This window comes from Corynebacterium testudinoris, from assembly GCF_001021045.1.
GTDB classification, from domain to species: Bacteria; Actinomycetota; Actinomycetes; order Mycobacteriales; family Mycobacteriaceae; genus Corynebacterium; species Corynebacterium testudinoris.
Map to the genome: position 1 here is coordinate 1,151,617 of NZ_CP011545.1, position 15,574 is coordinate 1,167,190.

Consider the following 15,574-nt stretch of genomic DNA (forward strand, 5'->3'; position numbering starts at 1 on the left):
CTTGCGTGTCCTAATCACAATGTTAGAACAGACCTGCTAATACCGCAAGGGGTGGAGATGACTTTGTTGGCAGCGCTAGCTGTGGAGGAGTCCGAGCAGTTCGCGGCGGAGTTCGGCGGGAACCTCGACGTCGTGGCGCGGGCGGGGGAGGTCGACGGCGATGTCCGCGATGATCGTGGCGTCGGGGCTGGGGGACATGACGAGGATGCGGTCTGAGAGCAGGATCGCCTCGTCGACGTCGTGGGTGACCATGACGACGGTGCGGCGATCGGATTCCCAGAGGTCGAGGAGGGCGAGCTGCAGCTCGCGGCGGGTGAGGGCGTCCAATGCACCGAAGGGTTCGTCGAGAAGCAAGATCTCCGGCTCGACGGCGAAGGCGCGGGCGATGCCGACGCGTTGTTGCATGCCGCCGGATAGGCGGGCGGGGCGGCGATCGGCGGCGTCGATAAGCCCGACCTCGGCGAGGCGACGATCGGCGACCGCGCGGCGCTCCTCGGATGACAGTGAGGGGCGGGCGGAGCGCAACCCGAATTCAATGTTGGCGCGGGCGGACATCCACGGGAGGAGGGCGTGGTCTTGGAACACAACGGCGAACAGGCCTTCGACGTCGACAGTGCCGGTGGACGGATTGTCGAGGTTGGCGAGCATGGAGAGGATGGTGGATTTGCCGCAGCCGGACGGGCCAAGAAGGGAGACGAACTGGCCCGGCTCAATGTCCACGGAGGTGGGCGCGATGATGCGGGTGGAGCCGTAGGAGCGGGTGATGCTGTCGAGGGAGATGGCGTTAGTCATAGCGAACCGTCTTCTGCAGGGCGGAGACCAGGTGGTCAAGAATGAGGCCGGTGAGGCCAATGAGGATGATGGCGACGACGATGGCGTTGATATCGAGGCGGTTCCACATGTTCCACACGAAGAAGCCGATTCCTTGGCCACCGACGAGCATCTCGGCGGCGATGATGACCAGCCACGACGTGGACAGGGACAGTCGCAGGCCCGTGATGATGCCGGGCAAGGTGGCCGGGAGCCACACCTGCGTGATGCTCAGCCACAGCGGTGTGCCGAGCGTGGAGGTGAGCTTGAGGTAGGTCGGATTGATGGTACGGACGGCGTCGATAGTGTTGAGCAAGATGGGCCACAGGGCGGAAAGCACAATGACGAAGACAGCGGTGCGCTCCGCGTCCTGGAGCAGGGCCAGGCCGATGGGCAGCCACGCGAGCGGGGAGACCGGGCGGAGGATTTGCACCAAAGGGTCGATAGCCCAGCGGAGGATCTGCAGGCGCCCGAGGAGGAAACCCAGGGGGATGGCGATCACTGCCGCGAGGAGGAAGCCGGTGAGTACGCGCCGCAGCGATGTCACCAGGTGCCAAAAGATTCCGACGCTCGCGGGACCGTCACGGTAGAAGGGGTCAGAGAGGATCTCGACGCCGCGATTCCACACGCCGAGCGGGGTGGGGGCGATGGCGGCGAGGTGGTCGGCCGACAACTGCCAGGCGGCGATGGCGATGACGAAGAGGACGAGCCCGAGGAGGCCCGCGCGGATGCGATCGCTCATGCCAGCCCCCAGCGGGTGATCTGCTCAGACATCCAAGCGGTAGCCTTCGGATCGGTGGCGTCACCGAAGTGGATGCGCTCGGGATCGATGACGTCCTCGCCGGCCCAATTGCGGTAGGCGCCCTCGAAGACCGGCTCGATGAGGGCTGCCTGCTGGTTGAGGTATTTCTCCTGGGAGAGCGTGGCCGCCGCGGCGGCGTGATTGCCCGGTGCGTTGAGGAAGTCGCTGGCTTCGGCGAGGGCCTCGGTGATTGCGGTCGCTTCGCCGGGGTGGGCGGTCATCCAGTCGGTGCCCATGGAGACGGAGCAGCAGGGGTGGCGATCCCACCATTCCTTCGTCATATTCAGTACCCGGCCAGCCCCGGAGACGAGGGCGCGTTGGTTGAAGGGTTCGGGGCCGACGAAGCCGTCGATGCCGCCAACCTCGAGCTGGGCGACCATGTCGGCGGGGCGGAGGAGGCGGAGCTCCAGGTCAGCGATGGGATCGATGCCGCGGGAGGCGAGGGCATCGCGAAGCAAGAGGGCGTGGATCGAGTACTCGAAGGGGATGCCGATGACGCGGCCGCGGAGGTCTTCCAGCCCGTTGACCTGGGAGTGGAGATCGGAGGCGATGGTGAGTGCCTGGCCATTGGTGTTGAGGGTGTAAGCCAGGGTGGTGGGGCGCGAAGTCGGTGTCACGGCCATCGGCGCGAGCATGTGCGTGACGTGGAGTTGCCCGGTGAGAAAGGCCGTCCATAGTTCGGCCCAGCCGGCGTAGCGCTTGAGGCGGATGTCGAGGCCGCGGCGGGCGAAGGCTCCCGTGGCGTCGGCAAGCAGGAGGGGAGACGAGCAGGCAATCGGAACATATCCGACGGTAATGGCACTGCCATTTGCGCCCGCGGGGGAGGCAGTGAGCTTCTGCGCACCGAGCAGCCCAAGGGTGCCGAGGGCTGCGGCACCGAGGAAGGTGCGGCGAGTGAGCGTCGACAAGAAGGAAACCTCCGAGCTAGACAGGATGGTCTTTTAAGGATCGACCAAACTGTACAGATCGGTTCATTGAATTGTCGACATTTCATTCACTAAGAAGATTATTAGGGTGCTCAGGGCTAGACTCGACCCCATGGGCTTTACCACGCCAAGCTACGACTTGACCGACCTTATCGCGCAGATCAACCGCGGCGACCTCCAATTGCCGGACTTTCAGCGCTCCTACGCCTGGGATGTTGATCGCATCCGGGCCCTCCTTGTCACCGTGTTGCGCGGCTATCCGGTGGGCTCACTGCTTTCCCTGGATACTCGAGACGCCCCGATGCGCTTTCGTCCCCGCCCCATCGCCGGCGCACCCGACACGGGAGTCGAGCCCGGCTTGCTCCTCCTGGATGGCCAACAGCGCCTGACCACCCTCTATCACTGCTTGGCTGGGGATGGGGGAGTGGACACCGTTGATTTCCGCTCCAAGCGGATCCGCCGCACCTTCTACGTCGACGTCACCCGCGCCGTAGAGGCCCAGGTCATGCCCGACGAGGCTGTCTTTGCCGTCGATGAGTCCGGTACCGTCATGTCCCACTTCGGGCCGTCGATCCCGGGCGGGGTGACCAGCCGCGAAGCCGCCGTCGCCGCGGGCTGCGTGCCTGTTGCCGACCTGCTGTGGGAATCCGGAACCGACTTCCTCTTCGACCTGGGCGCCGAGCCCGGCATGCGCGACACCGTCAAGCGTTTCTATGACCGCGTCGTTCGCCCCCTATCCGCCTATGACATCCCCATGGTGCTGCTCAACCGCGAGACCGCCCAGACCGGCGTGGGCTCCATCTTCGCCCAGGCCAATTCCACCGGCTTGCAAATGGACGTGTTCGAGCTGCTTACCGCCGTCTTCGCTACCGAGGACCCCAGTTTTAGGCTCTCTGAAGATTGGGAAGCCACCGAGGCCATCCTGCGCCGCTATCCGGCACTGGACAACGTCAACCGCACTGATTTCCTCACGGCGGTGGCCTTGTTGGTCTCCGCGCGGAAGGGCCACTCGGCGGGTCAACGCGAGGACATTCTCAACCTCACTCTGTCCGACTATCTGCAGGCCCGCCACGAGCTGCGCATCACCTTCCGGGAGTCGGCGGAGTTCCTTTCCCAACGCTGTATGCTCACCATCGAGCAGGTGCCCTATACCGCGCAGCTCATCCCGTTGGCCGTCATCTTCGCCGTCCTCTCCGATCATCCCCGTGCGCTCGCCTCCACCCGCGCGTGGGACCGCCTCAACCAGTGGTTCTGGTGCGGCATCTTCGGTGAGCTCTATGGGTCCTCAGCTGTGATCAGCCGCTCGGCCCGCGACGTCGACCAGGTCACCGCCTGGATCCTCGAGGACACCGACGAGGTACCCAAGACCGTCCGGGATGCGTCCTTCTCCGAGTCGCGCCTGTTCTCCGTGCGGGAGAATTCCGGTGTCTACCAGGGTATTTACGCCCTGCTCATGGCGCGAGGTGCCCGCGATTGGCGCACCGCCCAACCCTTCGATCGGTGGACCTTCCCGGAGCTTAACCCGGGGTTCTTCCGTGTCTTCCCCCTTCAATGGTGCATCGATCACGGCATCGACCCGGTTTTGGCTGACAGCGTGCTCAACCGCACCCCGATGGGTAAGCGCACCGAGGTGGTCATTGACGGATACGGCCCGTCCCGCTACTTGGCTCGGGTGCAGTCCAAGTCGCTCATGGAAGATGACGAGTTCGATGCCGTGCTGGCAACCCACGAACTAGATCCGGACATGCTCCACCACGATGACATGCGGTCGTTCCTGCGAGACCGGCGTACTCGCATTCTGGAGATCATCGAACACTCCATGGGCAAGCCGATTATTCGCGATGTGGATGATTCGGACTATTCGGGTGGAGAAGAAGGGCCGAACGCCTTCGAGTCTTAAGGTTTTCTACGCGTAGGTGAATTTAATTGGAGGTTCGGGTACTGCTGGAAAAGCCAGCGACTAGAGTGTCATTCGGTCCATACCGTAGTTGTTGAGAAGCAGGAGTAGCCCCTCGTGAGCAAGCCCGTTGTTCTGATCGCCGATAAACTCGCCCCTTCCACCGTTGAAGCACTCGGAGATTCCGTGGAGGTGCGTTGGGTTGACGGCCCGAACACCGCGGAGCTCCTGGCAGCGGTCCCCGAGGCGGATGCTCTCCTCGTCCGTTCCGCGACAACGGTTACCCGCGAGGTCCTGGAAGCCGCGCCGAACCTGAAGATTGTTGGCCGCGCCGGCGTCGGTCTGGACAATGTTGACATCGCCGCCGCTACCGACCGTGGTGTCATGGTGGTCAACGCCCCGACCTCGAACATTCACTCCGCCTGCGAGCATGCCATCGCGTTGCTCATGGCCACCGTTCGCCAGATCCCCGCTGCCGATGCCACCCTCCGTGAGGGCGAGTGGAAGCGTTCGGCGTTTAACGGCGTCGAGATCTTTGGCAAGACCATCGGTGTTGTTGGCTTCGGTCACATCGGTCAGCTGTTTGCCCAGCGTCTTTCCGCTTTTGAGACCAAGATCATCGCCTTCGACCCCTACGCTAACCCGGCCCGCGCCGCGCAGCTGGGCGTTGAGTTGGTCGACCTCGATGAGCTGGTCTCTCGCGCCGACATCATCACCATTCACCTGCCCAAGACGAAGGAAACGGCCGGCATGTTCAATGCTGAGCTGTTGGCCAAGTCGAAGAAGGGCCAGATCATCATCAACGCCGCCCGCGGCGGGCTTGTCGACGAGCAGGCGTTGGCCGATGCCATCAAGTCCGGCCACATTTGGGGCGCCGGGTTCGATGTGTACTCCACCGAACCCTGCACGGATTCTCCGTTGTTTGATCTCCCGCAGGTCATCGTCACCCCGCACCTGGGTGCTTCCACCGCTGAGGCGCAGGATCGTGCCGGAACCGACGTAGCCGATTCCGTGCTCAAGGCCCTGGCCGGCGAGTTCGTGCCGGATGCGGTCAACGTCTCCGGCGGTCGCGTCGGCGAGGAGGTCGCCCTGTGGCTGGAGCTCACCCGCAAGCTCGGTCTGCTGGCTGGTCGCCTGCTGGATGCCGCCCCGGTTGCCCTCGAGGTCGAGGCCCGCGGCGAGTTGTCCACCGAGGATGACCTCTCCGTCCTTGGCCTGTCTGCTGTTCGTGGCCTGTTCTCGGGCATCACCGATGAGCCGGTCACCTTCGTCAACGCCCCGACCATCGCTGAGTCCCGTGGCCTTGACTACCAGGTTGATACGGCCTCCGAGTCCAGCACGCACCGTTCCTCCGTCGAGGTCAAGGCGATTGCCTCCGACGGTTCCACGTCCATTGTCGTCGGTGCTCTCACCGGCCTGGAGCGGGTGGAAAAGATCGTGCGTATCGACGCCCGGGGGGTCGACATGCGCGCCGAGGGCCGCAACCTCTTCCTGCAATACACCGATGCCCCCGGTGCCTTGGGCAAGGTTGGCTCCCAGCTCGGCGATGCGGGTATCAACATCGAAGCCGCCGCCCTCACGCAGGCGGCGAAGGGCGACGGCGCGACCCTCATCCTGCGGGTCGACAGCGAGATCCCCGAGGCGCTGGAGAAGTCCATCGCCGAGTCCCTCGGGGCTACCTCGGTGCAGATCGATCTGTCTTAGTTAATAACACCGACGGCGACGGCGAGGTCTTCCCAGCTCATACCCACGCACTTGAACACGCGTGGGCGAATGGGATCGACCTCGGCCACGCCATGAACGAGGTCGACGAGATCTATGAGGGAGTCCTCCGCGAGGACTCCCTCATTGATCGGTTGGATGACATCCCCAGCCTCCCGCATCGCGGTGGCGTGATCTTCCACGAAGACCTGCGCGCGCGATAGCAGCGCGGAATCGAGTTCGCGAGCCTCGGGCTCGTGCGAACCCATGGCGACGACGACGGCATGGTCGGGGACGAGGGAACCGTCGAAAAGCGGGGTGGCTGCGGACGTGCAGCAGACGATGAGATCGGCCTGGCTGACGTCATCGGCGCCGCCCGCACGGGCGATCGGAATGCCCGCGGCGAGCCCCGCCTCGACGGTAGCGGCGATCTTGGCATCGTCGCGGCCACAGACGACGAGTTCGCGGATCTCACGAACCTCCGCCATCGCGGAGATGTGGCTTAGCGCCTGGGGGCCGGTACCGAACAGCACCATCCGCTCGACGGGCTCGCGCCGCGCCAGATAATCCACCGCGACGGCGCTGACGGCCGGGGTGCGCAAGGTGGTGAGCGCGTTGCCCTCCATGAGGGCCTGCGGAGTGAGGGTGTCAGCATCCATGAGCAGATAGATCGCCTGGATGCGGGGCGCGCCCTTCGAGGGGTTGTCGGGGGCGACGGTGGCAATCTTCGTACCTGTCCAGTCGCTGAGGACCGACGGCATGAGCAGCACGTGCCCGGTGTCGCCGACCGGAATATTGATGCGCGCGGGGTCGGTGGCGGGCTGGAACCCGGACAGCAGTGCCTGCTCCAGGAGCTGACGGGCGCGCTGAACGCTGACCGCGGCGCTGATGTCGTCGGCCGTGATCCAACGGGGGGCGGTGGAGTGGGGGGAAGTCATGACGATGGTGCCTTAGGAGGTAGTCGTGGATGCGTTGGTGGCTTCAAGGGCCGCTTCATTCGCTGCTTCTCGGCGAGCGATGGCCGGGGCGAAGGCTACCGCCAACAGGGAAATGGCTGCGGCAATGATGATGTAGATAGCGATGGGGTGCCAGTCATTGTTGAACTCGTGGAGCAACCAGGTGGCGATGAGCGGTGCGGTACCGCCGGCGAGCGCGGCGCCGATCTGGTAGCCCAAGGTGACCCCGGTGTAGCGGATTCGGGGAGAGAAGATCTCCGAGCTCATGGTACCCAGCGTCGCGGTGACCGGTGGCCACACCACTCCCAAGCCGATGACCACGGCGGCAAAGACCGCCCAGTTGGCCCCGGTATCGAGGAGGAGGAAGAAGGGGAAGGCGAAAGCCGCGATGGCGACAGCGCCGGTGACGTACACCCGGGTTCGCCCGACGCGGTCAGACAGCGCGCCCATGATGGGAATCATGATCGTCGACGCCAGCGCGCCGAGGCTCACCGCGTTGAGGACCGTAGAGCGCTCAAAGTCGAGGGTGCCCGTGGCATAGGACGCGACGAAAGTGGCGAAGATATAGAAGGGCGCGGTCTCGACGACCTTGATGCCCACGGCGACGAGGACGGCGGGGAAGTGGTGGGTGAGTGTTTCCAGCAGCGGGATCTTGGCCACATCGCCGCTCTTGCGGGCCTTTTCAAAGTCTTCGGTTTCGCCGAGCCCGGAGCGGATCCACAGGCCGACGAAGACCAAGATGATGGAGGCGATAAACGGAATACGCCAGCCGATGCCGAGGAGGAACTCGTCGCCGAATGCGGACACGATGGCGAAGGCGAGCGAGGAGAGGAGCATGCCGATGGTGATGCCCATCTGTGGCACTGAGCCGAAGAATCCGCGGCGGCCCTTCGGTGCATTCTCGAAGGCGAGGAGCATGGCGCCGCCCCATTCGCCGCCAATGGCCAAGCCCTGGATGATGCGGCAGATCACGAGCAGGATGGGCGCTGCGATGCCGATCTGGTCATAGGTGGGGATGAGGCCGATGGCGACGGTGGCCGCGCCCATCATGGTGAGGGTGACCACGAGGGTGACTTTGCGTCCCACTCGGTCGCCGAAGTGGGAGAAGATGATGCCGCCGAAGGGGCGGACGAAGAAGGTGAGCGCCAGCGTCAGGTAGGACAGCATCTGCGAGACGAAGGGATCTTCGGTGGGGAAGAACTGGTGGTTGAAGATTAGTGCGGAGGCGGTGGCGTAGAGGAAGAAGTCGTACCACTCAATGGAGCTTCCGGAGAGTGCGGCGGTGAGGACCCGGGCGTGCTTTCGCTTAGTTTCTCGAGGCGGAGTGGTGACAGGTTCGGTCATGTGCGCGGCCTTTACTGGTTCGGGTTGGCATCCGGCCCGGTGTGTTATGAGCCGTCACCACCAATGTAAGTGATGTACGGCACAGTACAATGTTACTGGGTCCCGCGTCTAGGTTTCTGCAGAAAAACCGGCCCGCTACGTCACCGCGGAGTTGCCCGCCCACACGCCGGTCACGTGACCCAAATGCCTACTGATCAGCGATGACATCGTCTCCGGGTCGCGACGGGCAATGGTCTCCACCAGATCAATGTGTTCCCGGGCGGTATTCTCCAGCTGGCCGGAATCGGCGAGGTCGCGCAACCCTGACAACCTGGCCATTGAGCGCAGCGAGCGGATGTGGCGCACCGCCACCGCGTTGCCCGCCGCGGCCAGCAGGCCCAGGTGGAGCGACGAGTCGAGCCGAATGAACTCGATGAGGTCCCCACTGATGGCCGCCTCCAACCCATCGGCGGCCAAAGAGCGCGATGAAGCAAGCAGGGAGTCTGGGATTCCCTGTTCGGCGAGCCGCACCATGAGGGGGATCTCAATGAACCGGCGCAGCTCGAGGTGCTGGGCGTGGACCTCCGGCGAAACCTCCACCACGCGGTAGCCCTTGTAGCGCAGGGCGACGACGTGACCTTCGTTGGCCAGGTCCAGCATGGCCTCGCGGACAGGAGTGGCGGAGATGCTGAACTTCTCTGCCAGGGTGGGGGCGCTGAGCACTTGGCCGGGGGCAAGCTCGCCAACGATGATGGCGTGGCGGAGGTGCTCGGCGACCTGTTCGCGCAGGGGGCTGTCGCGCGGCTCGTCGAGGCGGGGGAGTCGACGGGCATCGGTGAGCGCGGAAGGTGGAGGTGTGCCGGGCATAGTCCGCATTATGCCTCAGGGGCCGCCGGCCCCGGAGCGAATTGTTTTATTCACCCCCTTGTCGCCGCGTCGTTGCAGTTCAGCCATGCCAATCCAGTCGGCCGTGAAACAAAATAGACAGGACGGTATGTTATGGGTGAACTAGTCGGTGCTATGTTGTCGGGAGTAATACTGACACCTCAACAATCCAGGGAGCACACCCCACATGTCTGACCTCACCCCGAACCACCAGCCCGGCGAGCCGCTGCAGCCCATCGACGCTGAGAAGCTCGCCTCCTTGGCCGAGAAGAACATCAACAACCCGGAGGGCGGACGCAAGACCATCCGCACCCACACGGAGGCGGACGGCCTCTTCCGCAATTACACCCAGATCCGCAACCTGGAGCCGGTCTTGGTGTCCGAGCCGCCGCAGCTCCTCGGCGACGATTCCGCCCCCAACCCCACGGAGGTCGCCCAGTCCGCGCTGGCGGCGTGCATCTCGGTGGGCATCCAGGCCATCGCTACTAACCGTGGCGTCACCTTGACCAAGATCGCCATCGACATCGAGTCCGATATCGACATTTCCCCGACCTGGGGTGTGGGCGACCTCAACGATGACAAGCGTCCGGGCGTGTCTGATGTACGCGTCAAGATTGATCTCGAAGGCGATGCCGACCGCGAGACCCTCGACCAGATTCAAAAGGATGCCATCACCTGGTCGCCCGTCGTCAACACCTACACCCGCCCCGCCACGTTGACGTCTGAGTTGATCTGATGACCACGACGACAACCACCGTGGTCGAGCCGGAGGTCCTGGCCACCATCGCTGACCGTGCCAAGGCGGTGGACAAGAACGAGATTCCCGCCCGCTACGGCATCGAGCTGTTGGGGCAGCGCGGGGAGATCCTGCGCGAAGACTTGTTGGAGCGGGCTCGCCAGCTCCGAGAGATCGCCTCCGTGGATCTGTCCGTCGCCTTCGGGTTGTGGGCCCATTCCATGGTGGCTACCTACCTCCAGACCGCGGACACCGCTTACGCCCGCGAGATCTTGCCGACCGTGCTGCAGGGCCGGCGCCCTGGCGTCACCGGCATGGCCGCGGCCTTCAAGGAGGCCGCCGGCGCCGGGGAGATCGATCTCCACGCCGAGCGAGTCGAGGACGGCTATGTCCTCACCGGCAAGTTGAATTGGGCCTCCAACCTCGCCGATGACGCCATCATCGTCACCGCCGCCAAGACTGAGGCCGGTGAGCGGGTGCTAGTCGTGCTCGATGGCAATGCCCCCGGCGTCACCCTGGGCAAACCTTTTGCATTGCTGGGTCTCAATGCCACCTCCTCGGCGTGGGTGTCCCTGGACGGGGTGTTCATTGCCGACGAGCAGGTGCTCAGCACCGACTTCGAGTCCTTCGTCGCCGCCGTGCGACCCACCTTCGTCGTGCTCCAAACCTCCGAATGCCTCGGCGTCGCCGAAGCCGCCATCGAGGCAGCCGCCCAGCGCCTCCACGGCGTCAATGAGGTGCTCACCGACGACGTGGAGGAGACCGCAGAGCGGATCCACGCGCTCGTCGATAAGCAAGAGGACCTCGCGCGACGCATCGACGAGCGCGGGGCAGTGACCAAGGTCGAGCTGCTGGAGCTGCGCCTGGCCGCAGCCGAAGCCGCGGTCGCCGCCGCCAACCTCGAGGTTCGCCTCGCGGGTGGGGCGGGGTATGCCCAAAGTTCGCCGGCCTCGAGGCGCTTCCGCGAGGCCGCGTTCATCCCCGTGCAATCGCCCTCAGAGACCCAGTTGAAGTGGGAGCTGCAGCGCGCCCGCCAACAGCAGGAGGGCTAAGGCGTGCACGTGAGCGCAGAACGCCTTCGGGCGGCGGCCGGGACTTTTCCCACCGGCGTGACCATCGTGACCACCCATACCCCGGAGGGGCAGGACGTCGGGCTCACCGTCAGCGCATTCTCCTCGCTGTCGCTTGACCCCGCGATGGTGGTGCTCAGCGTGGACAACGCCTCCACCTCGCTGCCGTACCTCCAGCTCGGCGGGCCCATCGGGGTGTCGGTGCTCGCAGAAGGCCAAGACCACCTCGCGCGGCAATTCTCCCGCCGCGGCATCGACCGCTTTGAGGGCGTGCACACCGAACGACACGCGAATAACGTGCCCACGGTGCACGGCGCGGCAGCCTGGTTCGTCGGCCACATCGCCCACTTCCACGCTGGCGGGGATCACACAATCATCACCGTCGCGGTCGAGGACTGTGGGACCGATGAATCCACCCGCCCGCTGTTGTATCAGCGCGGGCAGATCCACCTATTCCCGGAGTATCAGATCTAGGCGAACAGACCCTCGCCGACGAAATTCGCCGCTTTGAGCTAGCCGAAGTATTGCGCATGCACACCTGTGGACGTGCACTTCTGCTCAGTTGCAGTCAACCGATTTCACCGGACGCGCGGAACATAGATTGAGGGCGAGGCCAGCGGCGGGGCGGCCTGCCGTGGCGTCGTAAAAGTGCCTACGTCCCTTCTCCGGCCTGATTCGGTGTGCCTCAGGCGGCACGGCGATGCGCAAGCAGGGATTGCAATACATCTGCCTGAACTATTAGCGCTCGATCTGCTCCCAGTCCATCAATGCGAAAGATGTGTCGGCCCTAGTAGGGAAGCGGCTCCAAAGGTGCCAGCTCCTTGCTGGTAGATGGAATTGGACGCTTCTGCATTCTGGTCGAGTTGTGTTGCTGCAAGCTACCGGATGATCCTCGCTCGCGTGCAGCGTTCGACGCCGATTGGCACTTCATCAACGGAGGGCGCTGAACCAACGGCTTGCGATCCGCCTCGTTCGAGGCTCATCGTGCCGTGAACGTTGCGCGGATAACGGAGATCGAAGCAGTCGACAATCCTGACAACGTGAGCATTACTCTGGAGCGGCTATGTCAGCGGGCCATACTGGTGTTGATCGATGCACTCCACAGGTTTCCTCCCGCGCCGAGGGGCAAAAGCCGAGCATCGAGCCTGGCATCAGCGCAGGATACTGCGTTACGTACATAGACTGGGGCTGGATTTCAAGCGGTTTAGACGCAACCGTTTCTATATCCCCACAGCGTTGTGCACTCGGCGTGGTTCAGTCATCGATGGTCCCGACCCGTTTACATACTTTTACATACGTGTTAGCATGTTTGTATGAGACGCACGGCTGAGGAAGCCGCACGGACGCGGGAAGCGCTGTTACGTGCGGCATTAATGGCCTTCGAAGAGAAGGGGTGGCGGGGGGCAACGTTTGAGCAAGTCGCCGAACGGGCTGGAGTTACTCGCGGCGCCCTTAATCACCACTTCCGGTCCAAGGAGGCCTTGCTGTCGGATGCACTGGAGTGGGGCTGGGGAGAGTACGGCGACCGCCTGTTCACGCAGGAAGTGCCCGTGGCGGATGCCGCGACGTGGCTCCACACCCTGCTGGCGGACTTCGTCAGTGCACTGCGTTCGGATGAGTTGTTCCGGGCGCTGGCTTCAACGACGGTGCTAGTCGCGCCTCAGTCCGACGGCAACACTACGAGCAAGCACACGGCACTGGATAGCTGGCGCGAACAGATCGCCACCACCCTGGCCCACGAGAAGACCTCAATCCCGCCGCGAGTGGTCGCGGGCCTGGTGCTGGTGCTGCTGCAAGGACTCACCGTGACCGCGGTGACTCGACCCCATGATCTTCCGCAACCCGAAAACCAGGACGCCGCAGTTGCGGCGTTGGTGAGGGGGTTGCTCTCTTAGAAAGGACTCGTCACCTCATGACGACACACGATCCCGCCTCGCCTGGTCGAGGCACCACCCCGACCCGCGCCCTCATCGTCGGCGCGGCCGCGATGTTCACCGACATGCTCGTGCACGGCCTTGCCGTTCCCGTGCTCCCGCTGCTTCCCGCCGTGGTCGAGCAAGGGCCAGCGGCCACCGGCATCCTATTCGCCTCTTACGCGGTCGCGATGATCGTCGCGACGTTGTTCGCGGGGCGTCTCGTCGATCGACATGGACCGAAGACCCCGCTGCTGATCGGACTCGTCGGTCTTGCTGCCGCGACGCTGCTGTTCGCCACCGGCGGCCCCTACTGGCTTCTGTTGATCGCCCGCCTTGCCCAGGGCATTGCTGGGGGTATGTCCTGGGTTGCTGCGCTTTCCCTGATCGCGGCGACCACGAGCTTCGACAAGCGCGGACAAGCGATGGGCATCGCGATCTCTAGCCTCACCCTCGGTGTGCTCCTCGGCCCGCCTGTTGCCGGATTCATGGTCGAGCACCTAGGCACAGCCTCCCCGTTCCTCCTCGCAGCCGGTATCGCCCTAGCTGACGGGGTACTGCGCATCGTCCTTGTCAAAGGCACACCACGGGTTATCGACGACACTGCGGGTCCGCTTGCAGTGCTGCGGGTGCCTGGCTCGGTCTCGATCGTGCTTGCCATTGCTATTGGCGCGGGTGTCCTTTCGGCGATCGAGCCGGTGCTTCCCGTGCACTTGGGGGTAGGTTCGCTCGTTATCGGGCTGCTTTTCGGACTGGCCTCGCTGGCAGCGATCATCGCGAACCCCGTCGTCGGAAAGTACGTGGCTACGGCGTCGTCAAAGGTGCTCATCGGTGCAGGCGTGGTCGCTGCTGCCAGTTCACTCTTGGTCATTGGCTGGGCGGGTGAGCTGTGGCAGACCTGCGTGGGGATGGCACTCCTTGGCATTTCTTCCGCACTGCTCCTGGCCCCTGCGACCACCCTTATTAGTGAGCAAGGCTTCCGTTCGAAGCCACCAACCCTTGGTGGTTCGTTCGCGCTCTACAACTTCGCCTACGCAGTAGGGCTCGCGATCGGGCCGCTTCTGGCCGGCTTCGGGGTGCAGCAGATCGGATTCTCCGCGGCGATGACGATAGGTTCTGCGGTCTTGGTCGCGATCGGTGCTATTGCCCTGACACGGCTTCCCGGACGGCAGCACGAGAATGCGCCAGGAAAGTGACTTTCCTGCTCGGTAGTGGGCGTGTTCGGTCCAACGACACTGGGTAGGACGCGCCTGGCTGCAGTAACCAAACTGGGAACTACGCGAACCCCAGAGCAACGCCGCACCTCTTGTGCTTGTCTGTGGGGTCCATGTTCGAGGTAGTACTGCACACATGGGCCTTGAACGACGTTGGTTCACCCAACCTAGTCGGTGATCGGAGCGGCGAGGGCTTCGGTCGTGCCTGCTTCCGCAACAACAGCAAGCGCACATCCAAGTTTCTGAAGGTCTTCACACGTCTCGACGGAAACGACTTTGCCCCATACCAAAGTCATGAACTGGAACACCGTGTTCTCGTACCTCGTGCCATCGGGCAGTTCGCCACTGATCGAGGCACGCACAGCGATTCGAGTGCGCCACGGGCCGCCGTCGACGAGCACATCACGGATGTTGAATTGCGCACCCGGCAACAGGTCCATAACGCGCTCCCACCAGCGGATCATCGACTCACGTGTGGTGCGGCGTCCTCCCAGCGCGTGGTCACCGTGGAAACGGTACTCGAAAGAGGGGGCAAGGCCGTCGACCATCGCCATGTAGTCGCCTGCGTTGATCCGTTCAAATACGCCTCTCACTTTGGCTCTGACGATCCGCTTATACATTGTCAACCTTTCCCAAGTCCGTCACGATTTATGTTACCGTGAGTAACACTATGGTTCGTTCAGGGCGTCCGCGCAAGAGTCAGATCAAGGACAATATCGTCGAAGCGATGGCTGAGTTAGTCGCGGAACACGGATACGCCTCCGTCACACTCGATCAAGTGGTCACCAGAGCAGGCAGCAACAAGCCCGCGTTTTATCGCCGGTTCCGGCACCTCGCCGACGTGGTGCCTCACATCCTCGCCTCACGGCACGGAACCGACGAGGACATTGACACTGGCAGCCTCGTTGGCGATTTAATCGAGGTGCAGCGCCGCCAGTACAGACTCTTCACCGATCCGGTGATCACCAGGGGGCTGACGGGATGGCTCGCGCATGTCGATAGCGATCCAGAGGTCGGCGCCCCGTTTTTCCGCGACTATCTCATACCCCGTCGCGCCTATACGCGAGTCATCCTCGACCGTGCCCGGAATCGCGGTGAGGTCACTGCCGATGTGGACGCCAATTGGATTGCTGACCTGCTGACTGGCCCTTTGTTCATGCGAGCCGTGATGCCTGGATTGCCACCGATCGACAGTGCGCTTATTGCTCAGAGCATCCACGCGGCACTCGACTCGGTCGGGTTTCACGGAAATCGACCGAACATTGAGAGGCTCATCGCAGGCTAAGGGCCGCAGAAGAAGGACGATCAAGATCGGGCATTTTTGCTCCGCCACAGCATTCC

Annotated in this window: 15 protein-coding genes; 8 read left to right on the forward strand and 7 right to left on the reverse strand. The window is 63.7% G+C overall.

The genetic code is table 11. The annotated features are described in order from the left end of the window. Nucleotides 1-75 precede the first annotated feature (75 nt). From CTEST_RS05590 to CTEST_RS05600, 3 genes are read right to left on the reverse strand one after another with little or no spacing between them, the layout of a single operon-like run. The gene (locus CTEST_RS05590; protein WP_047252911.1) at nt 76-792 is read right to left on the reverse strand and encodes an ABC transporter ATP-binding protein; all 717 of its coding nucleotides are present in this window, start codon (nt 790-792) and stop codon (nt 76-78) included. Further along, nucleotides 785-1,552 carry an ABC transporter permease gene (locus CTEST_RS05595; protein WP_047252912.1) on the reverse strand — a complete coding sequence of 256 codons (768 nt, stop codon included), beginning with the start codon at nt 1,550-1,552 and terminating at the stop codon, nt 785-787. Before CTEST_RS05595 ends, CTEST_RS05590 begins: the two co-directional genes overlap by 8 nt. Then, nucleotides 1,549-2,520: an ABC transporter substrate-binding protein gene (locus tag CTEST_RS05600; RefSeq protein ID WP_047252913.1), complete on the reverse strand. Its 972-nt coding sequence runs from the start codon at nt 2,518-2,520 to the stop codon at nt 1,549-1,551. Before CTEST_RS05600 ends, CTEST_RS05595 begins: the two co-directional genes overlap by 4 nt. A gap of 130 nt (nt 2,521-2,650) precedes the next feature. On the opposite strand from CTEST_RS05600, the gene CTEST_RS05605 reads away from it, so the two are divergent. After that, nucleotides 2,651-4,438 carry a GmrSD restriction endonuclease domain-containing protein gene (locus CTEST_RS05605; RefSeq protein ID WP_047252914.1) on the forward strand — a complete coding sequence of 596 codons (1,788 nt, stop codon included), beginning with the start codon at nt 2,651-2,653 and terminating at the stop codon, nt 4,436-4,438. Between the two features lie 114 nt (nt 4,439-4,552). After that, nucleotides 4,553-6,139 (forward strand): phosphoglycerate dehydrogenase, encoded by a 1,587-nt coding sequence (gene serA, locus CTEST_RS05610; RefSeq protein WP_047252915.1) that lies wholly within the window; start codon nt 4,553-4,555, stop codon nt 6,137-6,139. Here serA and CTEST_RS05615 read toward each other — a convergent pair. The 3 genes from CTEST_RS05615 to CTEST_RS05625 all read right to left on the reverse strand — a co-directional run bounded on the left by CTEST_RS05615 (nt 6,136) and on the right by CTEST_RS05625 (nt 9,282). After that, nucleotides 6,136-7,074, reverse strand: a complete 939-nt coding sequence (locus tag CTEST_RS05615; RefSeq protein ID WP_047252916.1) for an ornithine cyclodeaminase family protein — start codon at nt 7,072-7,074, stop codon at nt 6,136-6,138. The two genes, serA and CTEST_RS05615, sit on opposite strands and share 4 nt — an antisense overlap. Nucleotides 7,075-7,086: 12 nt before the next feature. Further along, nucleotides 7,087-8,436: an MFS transporter gene (locus CTEST_RS05620; protein WP_047252917.1), complete on the reverse strand. Its 1,350-nt coding sequence runs from the start codon at nt 8,434-8,436 to the stop codon at nt 7,087-7,089. Nucleotides 8,437-8,571: 135 nt separating this feature from the next. Continuing rightward, nucleotides 8,572-9,282 carry a GntR family transcriptional regulator gene (locus CTEST_RS05625; protein ID WP_047252918.1) on the reverse strand — a complete coding sequence of 237 codons (711 nt, stop codon included), beginning with the start codon at nt 9,280-9,282 and terminating at the stop codon, nt 8,572-8,574. Between the two features lie 205 nt (nt 9,283-9,487). Here CTEST_RS05625 and CTEST_RS05630 point away from each other — a divergent pair, with 205 nt between their 5' ends. The 5 genes from CTEST_RS05630 (at nt 9,488) to CTEST_RS05650 (ending at nt 14,215) form a co-directional block, all read left to right on the forward strand. Next, the gene (locus CTEST_RS05630) at nt 9,488-10,036 is read left to right on the forward strand and encodes an OsmC family protein (RefSeq protein WP_047252919.1); all 549 of its coding nucleotides are present in this window, start codon (nt 9,488-9,490) and stop codon (nt 10,034-10,036) included. Next, a complete protein-coding gene (locus CTEST_RS05635) occupies nt 10,036-11,088 on the forward strand; it encodes an acyl-CoA dehydrogenase family protein (RefSeq protein ID WP_047252920.1) in 1,053 nt (350 codons plus the stop codon). Before CTEST_RS05630 ends, CTEST_RS05635 begins: the two co-directional genes overlap by 1 nt. Before the next feature lie 9 nt (nt 11,089-11,097). Further along, the gene (locus CTEST_RS05640; RefSeq protein WP_047254250.1) at nt 11,098-11,580 is read left to right on the forward strand and encodes a flavin reductase family protein; all 483 of its coding nucleotides are present in this window, start codon (nt 11,098-11,100) and stop codon (nt 11,578-11,580) included. 839 nt (nt 11,581-12,419) lie between these two features. Beyond that, entirely contained in the window at nt 12,420-13,001 is a 582-nt protein-coding gene (locus CTEST_RS05645) for a TetR/AcrR family transcriptional regulator (RefSeq protein ID WP_047252921.1), read from the forward strand. A gap of 17 nt (nt 13,002-13,018) precedes the next feature. Beyond that, nucleotides 13,019-14,215, forward strand: a complete 1,197-nt coding sequence (locus tag CTEST_RS05650; RefSeq protein WP_047252922.1) for an MFS transporter — start codon at nt 13,019-13,021, stop codon at nt 14,213-14,215. Nucleotides 14,216-14,400: 185 nt separating this feature from the next. On the opposite strand, the gene CTEST_RS05655 is transcribed toward CTEST_RS05650, so the two are convergent. After that, nucleotides 14,401-14,853 (reverse strand): nuclear transport factor 2 family protein, encoded by a 453-nt coding sequence (locus tag CTEST_RS05655; RefSeq protein ID WP_047252923.1) that lies wholly within the window; start codon nt 14,851-14,853, stop codon nt 14,401-14,403. Between the two features lie 38 nt (nt 14,854-14,891). On the opposite strand from CTEST_RS05655, the gene CTEST_RS05660 reads away from it, so the two are divergent. Next, nucleotides 14,892-15,518 carry a TetR/AcrR family transcriptional regulator gene (locus CTEST_RS05660; protein WP_144413230.1) on the forward strand — a complete coding sequence of 209 codons (627 nt, stop codon included), beginning with the start codon at nt 14,892-14,894 and terminating at the stop codon, nt 15,516-15,518. The last annotated feature ends 56 nt before the right edge of the window (nt 15,519-15,574 follow it).

Excerpts from the sequence above, each read along its gene's own strand:
- CTEST_RS05630 (WP_047252919.1), top strand. The coding sequence starts at position 9,488 with ATGTCTGACCTCACCCCGAACCACCAGCCCGGCGAGCCGCTGCAGCCC.
- CTEST_RS05650 (WP_047252922.1), top strand. The coding sequence starts at position 13,019 with ATGACGACACACGATCCCGCCTCGCCTGGTCGAGGCACCACCCCGACC.
- CTEST_RS05655 (WP_047252923.1), bottom strand. The coding sequence starts at position 14,853 with ATGTATAAGCGGATCGTCAGAGCCAAAGTGAGAGGCGTATTTGAACGG.
- CTEST_RS05635 (WP_047252920.1), top strand. The coding sequence starts at position 10,036 with ATGACCACGACGACAACCACCGTGGTCGAGCCGGAGGTCCTGGCCACC.
- CTEST_RS05605 (WP_047252914.1), top strand. The coding sequence starts at position 2,651 with ATGGGCTTTACCACGCCAAGCTACGACTTGACCGACCTTATCGCGCAG.
- CTEST_RS05625 (WP_047252918.1), bottom strand. The coding sequence starts at position 9,282 with ATGCCCGGCACACCTCCACCTTCCGCGCTCACCGATGCCCGTCGACTC.
- CTEST_RS05590 (WP_047252911.1), bottom strand. The coding sequence starts at position 792 with ATGACTAACGCCATCTCCCTCGACAGCATCACCCGCTCCTACGGCTCC.
- CTEST_RS05620 (WP_047252917.1), bottom strand. The coding sequence starts at position 8,436 with ATGACCGAACCTGTCACCACTCCGCCTCGAGAAACTAAGCGAAAGCAC.
- CTEST_RS05645 (WP_047252921.1), top strand. The coding sequence starts at position 12,420 with ATGAGACGCACGGCTGAGGAAGCCGCACGGACGCGGGAAGCGCTGTTA.
- CTEST_RS05615 (WP_047252916.1), bottom strand. The coding sequence starts at position 7,074 with ATGACTTCCCCCCACTCCACCGCCCCCCGTTGGATCACGGCCGACGAC.
- CTEST_RS05595 (WP_047252912.1), bottom strand. The coding sequence starts at position 1,552 with ATGAGCGATCGCATCCGCGCGGGCCTCCTCGGGCTCGTCCTCTTCGTC.